General features: G+C 67.4%; 16 protein-coding genes, 3 pseudogenes and 1 riboswitch. Of the genes and pseudogenes, 14 read left to right on the forward strand and 5 right to left on the reverse strand.

The features are described 5' to 3' along the window. Positions 1-91 precede the first annotated feature (91 nt). The 12 genes and pseudogenes from xdhA to AC4QBL_RS12280 all read left to right on the forward strand — a co-directional run bounded on the left by xdhA (position 92) and on the right by AC4QBL_RS12280 (position 12,334). Positions 92-1,672 carry a xanthine dehydrogenase small subunit gene (gene xdhA, locus AC4QBL_RS12225; protein ID WP_472901112.1) on the forward strand — a complete coding sequence of 527 codons (1,581 nt, stop codon included), beginning with the start codon at positions 92-94 and terminating at the stop codon, positions 1,670-1,672. Next, positions 1,669-4,011: a xanthine dehydrogenase molybdopterin binding subunit gene (gene xdhB / locus AC4QBL_RS12230; protein WP_472901113.1), complete on the forward strand. Its 2,343-nt coding sequence runs from the start codon at positions 1,669-1,671 to the stop codon at positions 4,009-4,011. Before xdhA ends, xdhB begins: the two co-directional genes overlap by 4 nt. 106 nt (positions 4,012-4,117) lie before the next feature. Further along, positions 4,118-4,417, forward strand: a complete 300-nt coding sequence (locus AC4QBL_RS12235; RefSeq protein WP_472901114.1) for a hypothetical protein — start codon at positions 4,118-4,120, stop codon at positions 4,415-4,417. 13 nt (positions 4,418-4,430) lie between these two features. Then, complete coding sequence (locus tag AC4QBL_RS12240; protein WP_472907789.1) at positions 4,431-5,339, forward strand: ketopantoate reductase family protein; 909 nt, start codon at positions 4,431-4,433, stop codon at positions 5,337-5,339. Positions 5,340-5,393: 54 nt separating this feature from the next. After that, positions 5,394-5,506: riboswitch (TPP riboswitch) on the forward strand. Between the two features lie 118 nt (positions 5,507-5,624). Further along, positions 5,625-7,535: a phosphomethylpyrimidine synthase ThiC gene (gene thiC, locus AC4QBL_RS12245; RefSeq protein WP_472907790.1), complete on the forward strand. Its 1,911-nt coding sequence runs from the start codon at positions 5,625-5,627 to the stop codon at positions 7,533-7,535. Between the two features lie 3 nt (positions 7,536-7,538). Continuing rightward, positions 7,539-8,726: an FAD-dependent oxidoreductase gene (locus AC4QBL_RS12250; protein ID WP_472907791.1), complete on the forward strand. Its 1,188-nt coding sequence runs from the start codon at positions 7,539-7,541 to the stop codon at positions 8,724-8,726. After that, positions 8,719-8,952: a sulfur carrier protein ThiS gene (gene thiS, locus AC4QBL_RS12255; RefSeq protein WP_472907792.1), complete on the forward strand. Its 234-nt coding sequence runs from the start codon at positions 8,719-8,721 to the stop codon at positions 8,950-8,952. The genes AC4QBL_RS12250 and thiS overlap by 8 nt, the downstream gene beginning before the upstream one ends. A 28-nt stretch (positions 8,953-8,980) precedes the next feature. Then, positions 8,981-9,361: an aspartate 1-decarboxylase gene (gene panD, locus AC4QBL_RS12260; protein ID WP_472907793.1), complete on the forward strand. Its 381-nt coding sequence runs from the start codon at positions 8,981-8,983 to the stop codon at positions 9,359-9,361. A 28-nt stretch (positions 9,362-9,389) separates the two neighbouring features. Then, positions 9,390-10,169, forward strand: coding sequence for a thiazole synthase (locus AC4QBL_RS12265; RefSeq protein ID WP_472907794.1), 780 nt, complete (start codon positions 9,390-9,392; stop codon positions 10,167-10,169). A 24-nt stretch (positions 10,170-10,193) separates the two neighbouring features. Beyond that, positions 10,194-11,774 carry a bifunctional hydroxymethylpyrimidine kinase/phosphomethylpyrimidine kinase gene (thiD, locus tag AC4QBL_RS12270; protein ID WP_472907795.1) on the forward strand — a complete coding sequence of 527 codons (1,581 nt, stop codon included), beginning with the start codon at positions 10,194-10,196 and terminating at the stop codon, positions 11,772-11,774. Between the two features lie 62 nt (positions 11,775-11,836). Beyond that, a pseudogene (locus AC4QBL_RS12275) lies at positions 11,837-12,073 on the forward strand (DUF1653 domain-containing protein); the annotation flags it as partial. Between the two features lie 105 nt (positions 12,074-12,178). Beyond that, positions 12,179-12,334: an oxidoreductase-like domain-containing protein gene (locus AC4QBL_RS12280; protein ID WP_492131661.1), complete on the forward strand. Its 156-nt coding sequence runs from the start codon at positions 12,179-12,181 to the stop codon at positions 12,332-12,334. Positions 12,335-12,458: 124 nt separating this feature from the next. Here the strand turns inward: AC4QBL_RS12280 and fahA are convergent, their stop codons facing one another. Genes fahA through AC4QBL_RS12295 form a run of 3 tightly spaced genes read right to left on the reverse strand, consistent with a single transcriptional unit; the run spans position 12,459 to position 15,707 of the window. Beyond that, the gene (gene fahA, locus AC4QBL_RS12285; protein WP_472907796.1) at positions 12,459-13,775 is read right to left on the reverse strand and encodes a fumarylacetoacetase; all 1,317 of its coding nucleotides are present in this window, start codon (positions 13,773-13,775) and stop codon (positions 12,459-12,461) included. Positions 13,776-13,797: 22 nt separating this feature from the next. Continuing rightward, a complete protein-coding gene (locus AC4QBL_RS12290) occupies positions 13,798-14,001 on the reverse strand; it encodes a DUF2783 domain-containing protein (RefSeq protein ID WP_472907797.1) in 204 nt (67 codons plus the stop codon). A gap of 14 nt (positions 14,002-14,015) precedes the next feature. Then, entirely contained in the window at positions 14,016-15,707 is a 1,692-nt protein-coding gene (locus tag AC4QBL_RS12295) for an FAD-dependent monooxygenase (protein ID WP_472907798.1), read from the reverse strand. Between the two features lie 190 nt (positions 15,708-15,897). Here AC4QBL_RS12295 and AC4QBL_RS12300 point away from each other — a divergent pair, with 190 nt between their 5' ends. Together AC4QBL_RS12300 and AC4QBL_RS12305 are read left to right on the forward strand one after the other, a co-directional pair. Beyond that, complete coding sequence (locus AC4QBL_RS12300) at positions 15,898-16,383, forward strand: MarR family winged helix-turn-helix transcriptional regulator (protein WP_304837903.1); 486 nt, start codon at positions 15,898-15,900, stop codon at positions 16,381-16,383. 136 nt (positions 16,384-16,519) lie between these two features. Continuing rightward, a pseudogene (locus AC4QBL_RS12305) lies at positions 16,520-17,099 on the forward strand (ABC transporter ATP-binding protein); the annotation flags it as partial. Here the strand turns inward: AC4QBL_RS12305 and AC4QBL_RS12310 are convergent. Together AC4QBL_RS12310 and AC4QBL_RS12315 are read right to left on the reverse strand one after the other, a co-directional pair. Further along, positions 17,096-17,491, reverse strand: a pseudogene (locus AC4QBL_RS12310) (PA0069 family radical SAM protein); the annotation flags it as partial. The pseudogenes AC4QBL_RS12305 and AC4QBL_RS12310 overlap by 4 nt on opposite strands. 167 nt (positions 17,492-17,658) lie before the next feature. Further along, a complete protein-coding gene (locus AC4QBL_RS12315; RefSeq protein ID WP_304835582.1) occupies positions 17,659-18,435 on the reverse strand; it encodes a hypothetical protein in 777 nt (258 codons plus the stop codon). Positions 18,436-18,455: the final 20 nt, after the last annotated feature.

An 18,455-nucleotide genomic window follows, 5' to 3' on the forward strand; every position in this document is an offset into this window, starting at 1 on the left:
CTTGTCATATGCAAGTGAATGGTGTTTTGGGCATTCGGGCCATACGCATGAGCATATGTTGTGCCATGGGGGTGGCGCTATGCTGGCGCGCATGACCTCTGAAATTGTCTCCCAGACCCTGACTTTCTTGCGGCGCGGCCAGCCCGTGACGCTGCGCAATGTACCACCCGACCGCACCCTGCTGGAGGTGCTACGCGAAGACCTGCACCTGAGCGCCACCAAGGAAGGCTGCGGCGAGGGCGACTGCGGCGCCTGCACCGTGGTGCTGGGTGAATCGGTGGACGGTCAGCTGGCGTACAGAGCGGTGAACAGCTGCATCCGGCTGGCCCATTCGGTGGCGGGCATGGCGGTGTTCACCGCCGAAGACATTGCCGCCCCCAACGGCGAACTGCACCCGGCGCAAGAAGCCATGGTGCAGTGCCACGCCAGCCAGTGCGGCTTTTGCACACCGGGCTTTGTGATGAGCCTGTTTGGTGCGTACCAGACACATATCGCCCCCACGCTCCCCACTGCGTGTGGTTCGCTGCCCCCCGAGGGGGCTCTCGCGCCTAGGGGCGGCCCGTCGGCGCTCGGTGGCGGTCAGGGCATCACGCGAGAGCAGGCCCAGGTCGACCTGTCGGGCAACCTGTGCCGTTGCACCGGCTACCGCCCCATTCTGGACGCCGCTGAAACCATGGGCAGCCTGCCGCTGCCCGCTGGCTGCGCGGTGGACGAAGCCGCCACACTGGCGGCGCTCAAGGCGCTGAAACCCAAGCGCCAGGGCCTTGAGGCCTACCTGCGCCCCACCACGCTGGTCGCCTTGCTGCAGCAGCGGGCACAGTTTCCCAAAGCGCAGGTGGTGGCCGGCTGCACCGACGTGGGCCTGTGGGTCACCAAGCTGCACCAACGCTTTGACCGCGTGCTCGATGTGACGGCCGCCCGCGAGCTGCGACGCGTGGAAACCTACCCGTACCACATCGCCATTGGCGCAGCGGTGTCGCTGACCGACGCCTTTGCCGCGCTGGTGCACGAGCGGCCGCAGCTGAAAACCTTCAGCCAGCGCTTTGCCGGCCTGCCGGTGCGCAACGCCGGCACGCTGGGCGGCAACGTAGCCAGCGGCTCACCCATTGGCGACAGCATGCCGCTGCTGATTGCGCTGGGCGCCAGCGTGGTGCTGATGCGCTGGAAAAAAACCGCCGCCGGTGGCGAAGTGGCCCACCGCGAGCTGCGCCTGGAAGACCTGTACACCGGCTACCGCACCAACGTGATGCGGCCCGACGAGCTGCTGTGCTGGATCAAGATGCCGCGACCCACGCAGCAGGAAACGATGAAGGTCTACAAAATCAGCAAGCGCTTCGACGACGACATCTCTGCCGTCTGCCTTGCCATCCAGATGACGCTGCAAGACGGCGCCGTGCGACACATCTCCATCGGCGCGGGCGGCGTGGCCGCCACGCCCGCCCGCGCCAGGCAAACCGAAGCCGCCCTGCTCGGCCAGCCCTGGACCACCGACACCGTGATGGCCGCCATAGCCGCGCTGCGCGCCGAGTTTCAACCCATCAGCGACATGCGCGCCAGCGCCCGCTACCGCCAGACCGTGCTGGGCAACCTGCTGCAACGCTTCTGGCTGGAAAGCCAGGGCATGACGGCCATCAACCTCGAAAGCCTTTCCACCCTGGAGGTGCTCGCATGAACGCCCCCGATCTGAAGCTTGTGGCCGGCAACCCCGTGCTCGCAGCCGGTCAATCCAAGTTTCACGAAAGCGCCCGCGCCCAGGTGGCCGGCGCCGCCACCTACATCGACGACCTGCCCGAGCTGCGCGGCACGCTGCACGCGGCGCCGGTGTGCTCGCCGGTGGCGCATGGCAAGCTGCTGGGGCTGGACGCCAGCGCGGCCCTGGCCGTGCCGGGTGTGCGCGCCTTCATCAGCGCGGCAGACATTCCCGGCGACACCACGCTGGCCGCTTTTGCCCACGACGAACCGGTGTTTGCGCACGACACCGTGCAGTTCGTCGGGCAGGTGGGCGGGCTGATCGTGGCCGACACGGTGATGACCGCCCGCCGCGCCGCCCGGCTGGTGAAGTGGCAGGTGGAAGCCCTGCCCGCCGTGCTCAGCGTGTGGGAAGCGCACGCGCTACAAAGTTATGTGTTGCCGCCGGTGCATGTGAAGCGCGGCGACGCCCAGGCGGCGCTTGCACGCGCACCGCACCAGCTCGAAGGCACGTTTGAAGTGGGTGGCCAGGAACACTTTTACCTGGAAGGCCAGATTGCCTATGTGGTGCCGCTGGAGCAAAGCCAGTGGCGGGTGTACAGCAGCACCCAGCACCCCGGCGAAGTGCAGCATTGGGTGTCGCACGCGCTGGGCCTGCACAACCACGCCGTCACGGTGGAATGCCGGCGCATGGGCGGCGGCTTTGGTGGCAAAGAAACGCAAGCCGGCCACCTGGCGGTGTGGGCGGCCGTGGCTGCCAACCGGCTCAAGTGCCCGGTGAAACTGCGGCTGGACCGCGACGACGACTTCATGGTCACGGGCAAGCGCCACCCGTTTGCCTACCACTACCGCGCGGGTTTTGATGACTCCGGCCGCCTCTGCGGCCTGGCGCTGGAGATGCTGGCCAACTGCGGCTTCAGCGCCGACCTGTCTGGCCCGGTGGCCGACCGCGCCATCTTCCACGCCGACAACGCGTACTTTCTGGAAGACGTGGCGGTGGCCAGCTACCGCTGCAAGACCAACACCCAGAGCCACACCGCCTTTCGCGGCTTTGGCGGCCCGCAGGGTGTGATCGTGATCGAGCGCATCCTGAGCGACATCGCGCGCACGCTGGGCCTGGACCCGCTGGATGTGCGGCTGCGCAACCTGTACGGCGATGAAGTCATCGCGCCGAGGAACGCAAGCGCGCCGGAACGGCGCCGCGACACCACCCACTACCAGATGAAGGTGGAAGACAACATCCTGGAGCCGCTGATCACACAACTGGCGCGCACCAGCGGCTACCGCGAGCGGCGCGAGCAGATCGCGGCCTTCAACGCGCAGAGCCCCGTCATCAAAAAAGGCATCGCGCTCACCCCGGTCAAGTTCGGCATCAGCTTCACCGCCACGCTGTTCAACCAGGCCGGCGCGCTGGTGCACGTGTACACCGACGGCAGCGTGCAGGTGAACCACGGCGGCACCGAAATGGGCCAGGGGCTGAACACCAAGGTGGCGCAGATCGTGGCCGACGAACTGGGCGTGCCGTTTGAGCGGGTGCTGTGCACCGCAGCCGACACCAGCAAGGTGCCCAACGCCAGCGCCACCGCCGCCAGCAGCGGCACCGACCTGAACGGCCGCGCCGCCCAGTTTGCCGCCCGCCATGTGCGCGACAACCTGGCCGCCTTTGTGGCCGGGCTCGACGGTGTGGGCGCGGGCTCGGTGCGTTTCGAAGGCGGCCAGGTCATCACCGAGCAGTCCACCCGCCAGTTTGAAAACGTGGTGGGCGCGGCTTATGCCAACCGCATCCAGCTCTGGAGCGACGGCTTTTACCGCACCCCCAAGATCCACTACGACAAGACCACCCTCACCGGCCGGCCGTTTTATTACTTCTCTTACGGCGCGGCGGTGAGTGAGGTGGCCATCGACACGCTCACCGGCGAGAGCCGCGTCTTGAAGGTGGACATCCTGCACGATGTGGGCCGCAGCATCAACCCGGCCATTGACATCGGCCAGATCGAGGGCGGCTTTGTGCAAGGCATGGGCTGGCTCACCACCGAGCAACTGATGTGGAAAGCCGACGGCCGTTTGCAAACCCACGCGCCCAGCACCTACAAAATACCCACCACCGGCGACGTGCCCGCACACTTCAAAGTGGACCTGTGGCCCGAGGCCAACCGGGAAGACAACGTGCACGGCAGCAAAGCCGTGGGCGAGCCACCGTTCATGCTGGGCATCAGCGTGTTTGAAGCGCTGCGAGATGCGGTGGCCCAGGCCGGTGGACAGCCCGAGGCCATGAACGCACCGGCCACGGCTGAAGAGGTGCTGAGCGCGCTGGGTGCCTGACGGTTCAGGCGCCGGCGTTCAGTAGAATCGGCGACCCTGACCCGGGGCCGCAATCTGACCACGCCATGGCGGCGCCGCGTCACCCAACACCCACACACCATCCCCCATGCATTACTCCGCTTCCCACCACAAACTCAAGCTCATCCTGGCGGCCCAAGGCATCAAGACCGGCGACGCCGGCGCCATCGACACCCTCTTTGGCGGCAAAGACGGCTACTACTGGTTTGGCACCGTGCGCGACATGTGCCCGGAAGGCAAAACGCTCTCGTGGGAGAACCAGTACGCCATGGTGCACGCCATCCAGGCACACGAAAACGCCACCGCCGAAGAAGACGAAGTGAAACCGCAGGTGCCGAGCGCGGCCAACATCGCCGCCCTGTCCAAGCTGCTGGCCGATCCGATCTGAGAAGCCGGTTTTCATGTCCACTCACGCTCCCCTGCAGGTTGCCGTCATGGGCGCTGGCGCCGTGGGTTGCTATTACGGCGGCATGCTCGCACGCGCCGGCCACCGCGTCACGCTCATCGGCCGCCCGGCGCATGTGCAGGCGGTCCAGGCCCACGGCCTGCGCCTGCAAACGCTCAGCTTCGACGAAAACGTGACGCTGGAGGCCAGCACCGAAGCCAGCGCCGTGGCCGGTGCCGACGTGGTGCTGTTCGCCGTGAAGTCGCCCGACACCGAACACGCAGGCGAACAAATGCGCGCGCACCTGAAACCCGGTGCGCTGGTGCTGTGCCTGCAAAACGGGGTGGACAACGCCGAGCGGCTGCGCGCCGTGCTGCCCGGTGTGGCCGTGGCCGCCGCCGTGGTGTATGTGGCCACCGAAATGGCCGGCCCCGGCCACCTGCGCCACCACGGCCGCGGTGAACTCGTCATCGAACCGTCTGTGCGCAGCGCCGAGGTGGTGCAAGCCCTGGTGGCCGCCGGCGTGCCCACCGAGGTGAGCGACAACGTGCGCGGCGCGCTCTGGACCAAGCTCATTCTCAACTGCGCCTACAACGCGCTGTCGGCCGTGGGCCGCATCGCCTACGGTGAACTGGTGCAGCGCCCCGGCGTGCTGGCCGTCATGCGCGACGTAGTGGCCGAATGCCGCGCCGTGGCCGCCGCCGACGGCGTGACCCTGCCCGGCGACGTGGACGCCGCCGTGCGCCGCATCGCCGAAACCATGCCCAGCCAGCTGTCATCCACCGCGCAAGACCTGATGCGCGGCAAGCCCAGCGAAATCGACCACCTCAACGGCTATGTGGTGCAACGCGGCGCAGCACTGGGCGTGCCCACGCCGGCCAACCAGGTGCTGTGGGCGGTGACCAAGCTGGTGGAAAAGCCGTAACCCGACGGTGCACAGGGCCTTGAAACGCGGCCTGCCCGGCAGGCCGCTATACTTCGCCCTGCTCCGGGGTGCACGGGCCGAAAGGCCCAGCGCTGAGATGGTTGAACAACCAAACCCGTGAACTTGATCTGGCTAGTACCAGCGAAAGAAGAGCGCAGCCCCCAGGGCCTGCATCCCCCACCCGTGGCGCGTGTCGCGACGGGTCCGTCCACACCACCAGTGGACCCGGGTGCATGTTTTGAAGGGCGGTCTCCGGAGCATCTACAGCCCCAACAGGAGACCGCCATGAACGCCCCCGACAAAATCCCCTTCGCCGACCAGTTCGCCCTCAGCCGCGAGCCCTTCCCCGCTTCGCGCAAGGTCTACGTGCCTGGCTCGAATCAGAGCATCCAGGTGCCCATGCGCGAGATCCTGCTGTCCAACGGCGAGCGGATCACGGTGTACGACACCTCCGGCCCCTACAGCGACCCGGCCGCTGCCATCGACGTGCGCACCGGCCTGGCCGATGTGCGCGGCGCCTGGATCGCGGCCCGCAGCGACACCGAAACCTACGAGGGCCGCCAGCGCGCCGCGCTGGACGACGGCATCAAGAACGAGGCCGCGCAGAACGGCACCACCATCGAACGCATCGAGGCCCTGCGCGCCGAGGCCGCCGGTCTGCAGCGCACGCCGCGCCGCGCCAAGAGCGGCATGAACGTCTCGCAGATGCACTACGCCCGCCAAGGCATCGTCACGCCCGAGATGGAGTACGTGGCGCTTCGCGAGAACGGCAAGCGCGAATGGATGCGCGAGTACCTGGGCGATCCGGCGCGTGAAGCGCGCCTGCGCGGCAACCCCATGGGCGCGCGCATCCCCGACGTGTTCACGCCCGAGTTCGTGCGCGACGAGGTGGCGCGCGGCCGCGCCATCATCCCGGCCAACATCAACCACCCCGAGGTCGAGCCCATGGCCATCGGGCGCAACTTCGGCGTGAAGATCAACGCCAACATCGGCAACTCGGCCGTGACCTCCAGCATCGAGGAAGAAGTGGACAAGCTGGTGTGGGCGACCCGCTGGGGCGCCGACAACGTGATGGACCTGTCCACCGGCAAAAACATCCACACCACGCGCGACTGGATCGTGCGCAACAGCCCGGTGCCCATCGGCACGGTGCCGATCTACCAGGCGCTGGAAAAAGTGGGCGGGGTGGCCGAAGACCTGACGTGGGCGATCTACCGCGACACCCTGATCGAGCAGGCCGAACAGGGCGTGGACTACTTCACCATCCACGCTGGCGTGCGGCTGGCCTACATCCACCTCACGGCGCAGCGCCGCACCGGCATCGTCTCGCGCGGCGGTTCGATCCTGGCCAAGTGGTGCATCACGCACCACAAAGAGAACTTCCTCTACACGCACTTCGAAGAAATCTGCGAGATCATGAAGGCCTACGACGTGAGCTTCTCGCTCGGCGACGGCCTGCGCCCCGGCAGCGGAGCGGACGCGAACGACGAAGCCCAGTTCGCCGAACTGAAGACGCTGGGCGAGCTCACGCAGGTGGCCTGGAAGCACGACGTGCAGACCATGATCGAAGGCCCTGGCCACGTGCCGATGCACCTGATCCAGGCCAACATGGACGAGCAGCTGAAGCACTGCCACGAAGCGCCGTTCTACACCCTGGGCCCGCTGACCATCGACATCGCGCCGGGCTACGACCACATCGCCTCGGCCGTGGGCGCGGCCATGATCGGCTGGATGGGCACCTCCATGCTCTGCTACGTGACGCCCAAGGAACACCTGGGCCTGCCCGACCGCGACGACGTGAAGCAGGGGATCATTGCCTACAAGATCGCGGCCCACGCGGCCGACATCGCCAAGGGCCACCCCGGTGCCCGGGCGCGCGACGACGCCATGAGCAAAGCGCGCTTCGAATTCCGCTGGCGCGATCAGTTCGCCCTCGGCCTGGACCCGCAGACCGCCGAGAACTACCACGACGAAACCCTGCCCAAGGACTCGTCGAAAGAAGCGCACTTCTGCTCGATGTGCGGGCCGAAGTTCTGCAGCATGAAGATCACGCAGGACGTGCGCGACTACGCCGCCGCCAAGGGCGTGAGCGACGAGCAGGCGCTGGCCGAGGGCATGGCGCAGAAGAGCGCGGAATTCAAGGCCGTGGGCGGCGCGTTCTACGTACCGGCGTCATCCCTCTCGACCAAGGTCTAAACCATGGCACGCATCGGCATCGCCGGCGCGGGTGTGCTCGGCCGCCTGCTCGCGTGGCAGCTGTCCCGCGCGGGGCACGATGTCACGGTGTTCGACCCGGCTTCGGGGCCAGAGGCTCCGCCAACCAGTCAGTTGGTGGGCGGCGCACCGTTTGCGGCCGGCTTCACCGCCGCCGGCATGCTCAGCCCCATCGCCGAGCTGGACAACGCCGGCCCACAGATTGCGCAGCTGGGCTGGCGTTCGCTGGCCCTGTGGCGCGGGGTGGCCGAAGCGCTGCGCGCCGACGGCTGCAGCACACCGCTGGTCGCCCAACACGGCAGCCTGCTGCTGGCGCACGGATCCGACCTGGGTGCGGCGCGCCGCGTGCTGGCCAGGCTGGGCACCGCGCCCACGCTGGCCGCTGATCTGCCCGCGCCCCAGCCGCTGGACCATGCGGCGCTCGCTGCGCTGGAGCCTGCGCTGGCGCCGGGTCTGCACGCCTGGCTGCTGCCCGGCGAGGCGCAGGTGATGCCGCGCGACATGCTCCACGCGCTGGCCGTGCACGCGCCGACGGTGCACTGGTGCTGGGGCGAGCGCGTGGAACGGGTGGAGCCGGGTGTGTTGCACGTGGCGGGTGAGGGGCCGGTGCGCTTTGACCTGGCCATTGACGTGCGGGGAGTGAATTCGGTTCACCCCCGCGCCGCCTGCGGCGTCACCCCCTCAAGGGGGCGCCAGCAGCGGCCCGGCGAAGCCGGTTCCGCGCTGGCATTCGGCGGAGAAATGGCCGTGCGTGGCGTGCGCGGCGAAGTCATCTGGCTACACGCGCCCGGTGTGACATTGCAGCGGCCGGTTCGCCTGCTGCACCCTCGCCACCGCGTCTACATCGTGCCGCGTCCGGGCGACCTGTTCGTGGTGGGTGCCAGCGAGTTGGAGAGCGAGGACCGCTCGCCCGTGAGCCTGCGCAGCGCCGTGGAGCTGATGGCCGCCGCCCAGAGCGCGCTGCCCGAACTGGCCGAGGCGCGCATCGTGCACATGGAAGCCAATCTGCGGCCTGCCCTGCCAGACAATGAACCGCACACCCATGCCGAACCGGGCTTGCTGCGCATCAATGGACTGTTCCGGCACGGCTGGCTTCTGGCACCCGCGCTGGTGCAGGACGCGCTCGCCCGGTCCGGACTGCACCGCCCCCACACGGAGACAACCCTTGCCTGAAACGCCCCCACCAACGGCCACCCTCCCTGCGCTGCGCCTGAACGATCGCACCCTGCCCTGCCCCCACGGCCTGACGCTGGCCGACCTGCTGGAGGCACAAGGCATGGAATCAGACAAAATTGCCACCGCCGTCAACGGCATGTTCGTGCCGCGCGAGCTTCGCGCAGCTACGCCCTTACAGCCCCACGACACTGTGCTGACGTTTCAGGCCATTGTGGGCGGCTGATCTTCCCAACCCCTTCTCGACACCACCCATGTTCCGCACCCTGCTCAAGTCCAAAATCCACCGCGTTGCGGTGACCCAGTGCGAGTTGCACTACGAAGGCTCATGCGCCATCGACGAAAACCTGCTGGACGCAGCCAACATCACCGAGAACGAACAGATCCACATCTGGAACATCAACAATGGAGAACGCTTCATCACCTATGCAATCAAGGGTGAGCGCGGCACCGGCATGATCTCGGTCAACGGCTCCGCGGCACGCCGCGCATCGGTCGGTGACCTGATCATCATTGCCGCCTTCGCGCAGGTGCACGAGGATCAGGTTGCCACCCACAAGCCGCAACTGGTCTTCGTCGACGAAAACAACCGGGCCCAGCACGCGCGCGACCACGTGCCGGTGCAACAGCGATAAGCCACGACCGTTCACCGGGAGCAGATTCATGACGCCACTGAAGGTCTTCGGCACCGTGTTGCACAGCCGCTTCTTCCTGGGCAGCGCAGGCTACCCTTCTCCCCAGGTGCTGCGCGAAGCCATCACCGCCTCGGGAACGCAGGTCGTCACGGTCGGCCTCAAACGAACGCTGGCAGCCGCAGGCGACAACGGATTTGTGCGCGGCATCCTGGAGAGCGGCGTGCGCCTGCTGCCCAACACGGCCGGCTGCCGCACCGCGCGCGAAGCGATCACGCTGGCGCACATGGCGCGGGAGCTGTTCGCCACGCACTGGATCAAACTCGAAGTCGTGGGCGACGAGCACACCCTGCAGCCCGATCCCTGGGGCACGGTGGAGGCGGCGGCCCAACTGGTCAAAGACGGCTTCGCCGTATTCCCCTATTGCACCGACGACCTCGTCACCTGCCAGCGCCTGCTGGACGCGGGCTGCGAAGTGCTCATGCCCTGGGGCGCACCCATTGGCTCGGGCCAGGGACTCATCAACCCGTTTGCGCTGCGCACCCTGCGCGCGCGGCTGCCGGGTGTGCCACTGGTGGTGGACGCCGGCATCGGCGCACCGTCCCACGCCGCCGCCGCCATGGAGCTGGGCTTCGACGCGGTGTTGCTGAACTCCGCCGTGAGCCAGGCCGTGGACCCGATCCGCATGGCTGGGGCCTTCAGCCTGGCCATCGAAGCGGGCCGCGTGGCCTACGAGGCCGGCGTGATGGCGCCGCAAGACATGGCGGTGGCGAGCACGCCGGTCAGTGGCCATCCTTTTTTGATTTCCTGACGTTCCAGCGCCATCCCACCCACCATGCAAACGACTCATCCCCCCATCATCTGGAGCATCGCCGGCACCGACAGCGGCGGCGGCGCCGGCCTGGCGGCCGACCAGCGCGCGGCCGACGCGCTGGGGGTGCACTGCTGCACCGTGGTGGCTGGCATCACCGCGCAGAGCACCACCGAAGTCACCCACATCGAGGCCACGCCACCAGCGGTGTTGCAGGCGCAGCTCGACACGCTGGCCACCGACATGCCACCGCGCGTCATCAAAACCGGGCTGCTGGGCAGCGCTGACAACGTGCGCGTGCTCGCTCGCTTCGTGGACCGACTGCGCCAGCAAGGCCCGCTGGCCCTGGTGGTGGACCCGGTGCTGCGCGCCAGCACCGGCGCCGCGCTCGCCAGCGCCGAGCTGCGCGCCGCCTACCGCGATCTGCTGCTGCCCCGCGCCTCCGTGATCACGCCCAACCAGAGCGAGGCCGTGACCTTGCTGGGCAGCGCGGCGCCCGAGGGCATTCCCGCCCAGGCCCGGGCGCTGCGCGCGCTGGGCTGCGAGGCGGTGGTGATCACTGGCGGCGACGCGGCCCGGCTCAGCCACCACGCCAGCCTGTCGCTCGATTGGCTGGACACACCGCAAGCCCAAGGCTGGCTCAGCCTGCCGCGCGAGACCACGCCGCACAACCACGGCACCGGCTGCACCTTTGCGTCGGCCCTGGCCGCCGCGCTGGCGCTGGGCTGGGTGCTGGCCGATGCGGCCGTGCTGGCAAAGATGGCGGCCACCTTTGCGCTGCGCCACGCGCGCGCGGTGGGGCGCGGGGTGGGGCCGGTCATCGCCCGCAGCGGCTTTGCCCTGGAGCCCAGCCTGCTGCCGCAGCTCTCGCTGGACGAGGGCGTGCCCGTCGCCTGGCAGACCCGACCACGCGGGCGCAACCCCGGTGTGTACGCCATCGTCGACAGCGCCGAACGGGTCGAAGCGGTGCTGCGTGCGCAGCCCACGGTCAACACCATCCAGCTGCGCATGAAGCGCCCGGCGGGCCTGCCCGATGGCGCGTGGCACACCCAGCTCCACGACGCGATGGCCCGCAGCCAGCAGGCGGCGCATGCGGCCGGTGTGCTGCTGGTCGTCAACGACCACTGGCAGCTGGCGCTGCGAGCCGGCGCCCGTGCCCTGCACCTGGGACAGGAAGACCTGCTCGCCCTCACCCCGGAAGACCGAGCGCAGCTTCAAGCCGCGCGCGCGCAAGGTGTGATGCTCGGCCTGAGTTCCCACAGCCTGTGGGAACTGTGCCGCGCCGCCGCGCTGGCGCCGGACCTGATCGCCTGCGGCCCCGTGTGGCCCACCACCACGAAGGACATGCCGTGGCAGCCGCAGGGTCTGGACAACCTGGCCTGGTGGGCGCACATGGCGCCTGCGCCGGTGGTGGGCATCGGCGGCATTCTGGAACCCGCGCAACTGCATGCGGTGGCCGCAGCCGGCGCAGCGGGCGGCTGCGTGGTGCGAGGCCTGGGCGAAGACCCGTCGGTCATGCTGCCAGCGTGGCTGGCGGCGTGGCGCGAAGGGCAGCACCCCGCCAGCACCGTGCCAGTGCCTGACCTGCCCCACCCCACCCTCTGACCCACTTTTTTCACCTCGCTTTTTGGCACACTCGGGAACCGCCCAAAAGCCCAGCGCCCCCAATGAACGCTCCCACCGACCACGACCTGCCTCCGCTCAACGCCACACCCCCGGGGCTGTACCGCCATTACAAAGGCGGTTGGTATTCGGTGGTGGACACCGTGCGCTGCAGTGAAACGCTGCAAGGTATGACGCTGTACCGCGCGCTGTACGGCGGTTTTGGCTTGTGGGTGCGTCCGGCGGCCATGTTTGCCGAGCGCGGTGTGTTTGAAGGCAAAGAGCAGCCGCGTTTCACCCGATACGAACCGGGTCTGTTGACCCTGGACGACTGGCCCACCGCACGCGCCCTCATCGCCCATCTGCGCGACATGGCCGAGCGCCGGGGCGGTTGCCTGGACACCGCTATGCGCCCCCCGCCGCCCGAGCCCAGCACCTGCTGCGGGCGGGGCTGCAACGGCTGCGTGTGGGAAGGCTTTTATGAGGCGCTGCACCACTGGCGGGTGGACGCGCTGGCTTGGCTGGACGAGGCACCCCACCCGAGCCAACCGGTTTCCGGTTAAACAGATTCGCGCAAGGGAGCCCACACCCCAACCCGCCCCCAGCGGGGGAAGGAGCCGGACATTCGGCACCACCTTTGCTGAACCAACCGCCGACCCTGCGGCTGAGCCAGGGCCGCGCGGCCTCTCAGCCGCGCACCGGCAGCACCGTGCCCACGCACTCGCCAAAGCCAATGCGCGCCGCACCGGCTTTTTCGCACCAGCCGCGAATCACCACCGCATCGCCGTCTTGCAGCCAGGTGCGCGCCTCGCCGTTGGGCAGGGTCAGCGGGTGTTTGCCGCCGGTGGTCAGCTCGATGAGCGCACCGGCCTGGTCCAGCGTGGGGCCTGACAGCGTGCCGCTGCCGAACAGGTCGCCGGGCTGCAGGTTGCAGCCGTTCACGGTGTGGTGCGTCACCATTTGCGCCACGGTCCAGTAAGCGTGGCGGTAGCTGGTGCGGCAAATGGTGGCATCGGGCTGACCGGCTTCGCGCATCTGCGGCGTTTGCAGGCCCACCTGCAGCTGGATGTCAAACGCGCCCTGGCTGCGGTTGGTGGCACTGTCCAGATAGGGCAACGGCTGGGGATCGTCGGCCGGGCGGTCAAACGCCACGCGGTACGGTGCCAGGGCTTCAAGCGTGACCACCCAGGGCGACACGGTGGTGGCGAAGTTTTTGGACAAAAACGGCCCCAGCGGCTGGTATTCCCAGGCCTGGATGTCGCGCGCCGACCAGTCGTTGAGCAGGCACAGCCCAAACACATGGTCTTCGGCCTCGGCCATGGCCACGGGCTCGCCCAGCGGGTTGCCGCTGCCGACAAAAATGCCAAGCTCCAGTTCAATGTCCAGCCGCTGGCTGGGCACCAAGCTGGGCACCGTGGCGCCGGGCGGCAGCGTTTGGCCCTTGGGGCGGTGAAACTGCTGGCCCGACACGCCGATGCTGGACGCGCGGCCGTGGTAGCCGATGGGCACCCATTTGTAGTTGGGCAGCAGCGGGTTGTCGGGGCGGAACTGCTTGCCGATATTGGTGGCGTGGTGGACCGAGGTGTAGAAGTCGGTGTAGTCGCCAATGCGGGCGGGCACGCCGTATTCGGCGCTGGCCTGCGGCACCAGGCAGGCTTGCAGGGCGGCCTGCTCGGGCGCGCCTTCGCGCAGCGCGCGCGAGAGCGCCAGGCGCAGCGCGCTCCAGGCCGGGGCGCCCAGCGCCATCAGCGCATTGAGCTTGTCTTGCGCACCTGCCTGCACGGCAGCAAGCGCCAGGCCAGCGAACACGCCGGTTTGGGCCACAGCGGTCAGGTCCAGCACCTGGTCACCAATGGCCACGCCGCCGCGAAAGGCTTCGCCAGAGCCCAGCCGCCGAAAGCTGGCGAAGGGCAGGTTTTGCAGGGGAAAGTCGGTGCCGGCGGTGTTGGCCGATGGCACCCAGCTGCGCAGCGCCGGGTGGTGGGTTTCGTTCAGTGTGCTCATGGGTTGGGGTTGCGTTGGCGCTTCACAGGTCTTGCAAAGCAGACTGCACATGTTGCTGGAAAAGCGCCGCGTCGGCCAGTGCGTTGGCATTGAGCAGGGCCAGTTTGACCAGAAACAGGCTGGTTTTTTCGACACCAGCCTGGTCGATGGCCTGGGCCAGGGTGTCGTATACGGCTTCCAGCCCCTCGATGGGCAGGCTGGGTACGGCTGCGGTGTGGGTGTTCATGGCGTGTATTCCTTTCACTGGGGCAGGGCGTTGTGCAGGGCGGCTTGCAGGCGGGTGGCGTCCAGCGTGAGCCAGCGGGCGCACACATGCTGGTCGGGGCGCAGCAGGTAAGCGGCGCCATGGGCGCGCACACCGTAGCGCTGGCGAAAGTGGCCGCTGGCGTCGGCCAGGGTCTGGTCGGCCCCGGCCACCGGCGCGCTGGCCCCCACCGCGGTCACGCGCAGCACCACGCCGCGGGCGCGGGCCTGGGCCACCACGGCTTGCAGTGCGGTGGGTATCGCGTCGCCGTCGGTGAAATAGAGCAGGTCAAAACCGCCGCCCAGGTGGTCCAGCAGGTAGTCGTTGGCGGCCAGGCAGATGTTGCGCGGCGGTGCGCCGTGGGCCGGGCCTTCGGTGAACAAGGTGTTGTCGTCGCCGGCGCTGTTGAGCCGGGAGTGGGTGTACTCGTGCGGGCGCGAGGTGCGCCAGTGGTAGAGCGGGCGCACAAAAGCGTGTTGCAGCGAGAGCGACAGCACGGCGTTGCGCAGCAACGCAAAGCCACCGGCGGGCGGCGTCATGAAGCGCACGCTTTTGCCGGCTTCTTCAATGATTTCGCGGGCGGCGCCCACGCGCTCGGTGCTGTGGTTGGCCAGCAGCTGCGGGCCCGCCAGGCCCTTGACCACATAGGCCAGATGCCAGCCCAGCGACTGTGCGTCCTGAAACGCGGTGTTGGCACCGCGCACGCCAAAAATGGGCAGCAGGTGGGCCGCGTCGCCGGTGAAGATGACGCTGCCGTGCACATAGTCGGGCAGCGTGAGCGTGCGGGCGGAATACACCGAACACCAGTCCATTTCCCACGGCACGCCTTCGTGGCCAATCATTTTCAGCTGCGCGTCAATGCGGGCCCTGAGCGACTCGGGTTTGAGCGCCTCTTCCGGCGTTTCGCCGGCGGGCAACTGGTAGTCCACCCGCCAGATGCCATGGGGCTCGCGGTGCATGAGGATGGTGTTGCCGGGATTCCACTCGGGGTCAAAAAACGCCAGGCGCTCGGTGGGCAGGGGCAGGTCCACTTTGATGTCGGCAATCACAAACGAACCCTCGTACGAAGCGCCTTCCATCTGCAGGTTCATGGCGGTGCGTATGGGTGAGCGGCCACCGTCTGCAGCCACCAGCCAGTCGGTCTCCAATGTGTATTCGCCCTCGGGCGTGTCCACCCGCACTTCGGCGCAGGCGTCGCCCTGCGTCACCTGGGTCACCTTGTTGCCCCAACGAAAGTCGATCAGCGGATGGGCCGCGCAGGCATCAAACAGGTACTCCTCCATGAACTGCTGCTGCACGTTGATGATGGGGAAGAAGCGGTCGTCGGCGTCGTGCGGTGCTTCCATGCGAAACACGCGCTGGCCGCGGTAATACGAGTTGCCAAAGCGCCAGGGCAAGCCGCCCTCGGTCATGCGGTCGGCCACGCCCACCTGCTGCAAGATTTCCATGGACCGGCGGGTGAAACAAATGGCTCGGCTGCCTTGCGAAAACTGCAGCTCGGGTGTCAGCACCACGCTGCGCACACCGTGGCGCGCCAGCTCCAGTGCGGTCACCATGCCCGCAGGCCCCGCGCCGGCAATGACCACCGGGTGGCGGCTTTGTGGCGGATGCGCCGAAGGCAACCAGGGCTGAAATACTTGGTAGGTGTAGTAGATGGATGGGCGTGGCTCGGTGGTGGGCTGGTGCATGAGGGGGCTCCTGGAGGACATCGCACAGGGGGCATACCGTGTGTTCGACGTTGGATTCTAGGCCCACCTAGTTGCGAACACAACTATATTTATATGATAGAAAACAACCATAAAACCATTTATAGTTGCAACAACAATCAATTAAACTGGGGCTGGAAGCTACCCACCTACCCCACACGCAAGGCCGATCATGCGCCCCACCCCGCCCGACACACCGCCCAAGCTGGAGCGGTATGTCACCTACCGGCTGAACACGTTGAGCAAGCTCAACGACCTGGCCAGCCACAGCCTCTACCTCCACCACGGCGGGCTGACGCTGTCGGAGTCCCGGGCGCTGGCGTCCATTGGCTCCTTTCCTCAGATCACCGTGAACCAGCTGGCTTTTGAGGCCAACCTGGACAAAGGCCAGGCCAGCCGGGCGGCCCAGTCGCTGGTGGACAAAGGGCTGGTCATCAAGACCCACAACCTGGTGGACGCCCGCAGCGTCATTCTGGCGCTGGCACCCAAAGGCAAACCGGTGTGGCGCAAGCTGATGGCGCTGATGGAACAACGCAACCAGACGCTGATGCGCTGCCTGTCAGCCGATGAACAGACCCAACTCATCGGCATGCTTGGACGCATGCTGGCGCAGGCCAAGGCCGAGCACGCGGGCCACAGCGACACCGGGGCACCCTGAGCCTGGCGGCTGCTGCGCCCGAGCGCAGATGGCCGTGCCGCCACGGGGTTGGGCCCCACAGGCGGACAATGTGGGCGTGCTTTCATCTCCCGCATTCTCCCCCGCCGAAGACAATCCGCCCGACGCCATCGTGAGCGTGCGCGGCGTCAGCAAGACCTACGCCGGCGGCTTCCAGGCCTTGAAAAACGTCAACCTTGACATCCGCCGCGGCGAAATTTTTGCTCTGCTCGGCCCCAACGGTGCCGGCAAAACCACGCTCATCAGCGTCATCTGCGGCATGACCAACGCCACGCAAGGCACCGTGATCGCCGACGGCTTTGACACCGTGCGCGACTACCGCGCCGCCCGCAGCATCATCGGCCTGGTGCCGCAAGAACTGCACACCGATTCGTTTGAAACCGTGTGGGCCACGATGAGTTTCAGCCGGGGCCTGTTTGGCAAGGCGCCCAACCCGGCCTACATCGAGACGATTTTGAAAGACCTGTCGCTCTGGGACAAAAAAGACAGCAAGATTCTGGCGCTCTCGGGTGGCATGAAGCGCCGCGTGCTGATTGCCAAGGCGCTGTCGCACGAGCCCAAGATTCTGTTTCTGGACGAACCCAGCGCAGGCGTGGACGTGGAGTTGCGCCACGACATGTGGCGCATGGTGCGCGCACTGCGCGCGGCCGGCACCACCATCATCCTCACCACCCACTACATCGAAGAGGCCGAAGACATCGCTGCGCAACACGGCGAAGATGTTGCGCTTGGCGATGATCTTCGTTTCAAAATCCAGCCCCGGCGAGAGGTTCAGGTAGCTGTGCGTGGGCCGGGCGTAGCAGTAAATGCAGCCGTGTTCGCAGCCGCGGTAGGGGTTGAGGCCGAGGGAGAAGCCGATGTCGGGCGAGTCGTTTCGGGTGATGGCGTTGCGGGCGTCTTCGAACGTGACCTGCGTGGCCGGCGCAGCGGTTGCTTCGCCCGCGACGGCCGCATCGTCCAGCGTGCCCCAGCCATCGTCGAACGCCGCCCGCGGATCGCGCTCGAAGCGGTGCGGCTGGCGGTGGGCGATGCCGCGGCCCTTGATGGCGTGCAGGGGAATGAGGATTTCGGTATGGCGGGGCGCTGGCAGGAAACCACTGGATGGACATCCAGTTTTTAGCGCCAACACCCTGAAAAGACCACCCCACCCGGCCCACCGCAAACCAGGCGGGCGCGCGTGGAGCCCGCAGCGGGTGCGGGGCCGGGCCACTCTGCAGGCCACCGACTGCGCGGTAGTCGAGCGGTTGCCGGCGGGGCCTAACGCTCGGCCTGCAGGCTGGCCGGCTCCTCAACGTCGTAAGACCCGAAAACTTCACGGGCCGTGCGGGTTTCGGGCAGCACATACACAATGCCGTCCGTTCCAGTAAAGGCCGGGCTCAGCACCGTGTCGTAGAACTTGACGGGAAGGTTGATGCATCCATAGGAAATCCGGCGCTCGGCCGGTGACGGACTGGCCAGCCTTTCGAGGCGGCGTTCCCTGGGATTGCCTGTGGCCACACGGTGCATGGAGATGGCCGTGTCGTAGTCCACCCAGAGCATTTCATCGCCCTTCATGTTTTTGTCCAGGTTCGCCACAAAACGGCCTGCCGGCGTGGTGCGTTCCTCCGGGCGAATGGTGGACATCTTTTTGGTTCCAATGCCGGGAACCGAGTGATCGCCAATGGCCAGTCCGAGCAGCGCGGAAGACGCGCCACTCAGCTTCCCCTGGGCATCGAACACGAAGACCTTGGCCTCCCGCTTGTCCACGATGACAAATGGCTTGTTGCGGTTGTCGCCCGAATCCACCACCCAGTGGGCCACATGCCGGGCTTCTGTGGAGGCTTTGGCCTGCGCAAAGTGGGCGCGTCTTGAGCTCTTCCCCACCGCTGCGGAGGGCGTTGGCGTGACCGCCGCGACAGCATGGCCTTCAGCGGACCGCACCGACAAGGCTGACCCCGATCCGGTGCCAGGCCCGTGCGCAGCATCGTTCGATGCGTGCGCCTGGGTGCTGATCAGTCCAGCGGCCAGCAAGCCCAGGAGAATTTCGTGGATCATGAGCGCCGTTCTGTCACAGG

The organism is Hydrogenophaga sp. L99 (genome assembly GCF_058731905.1).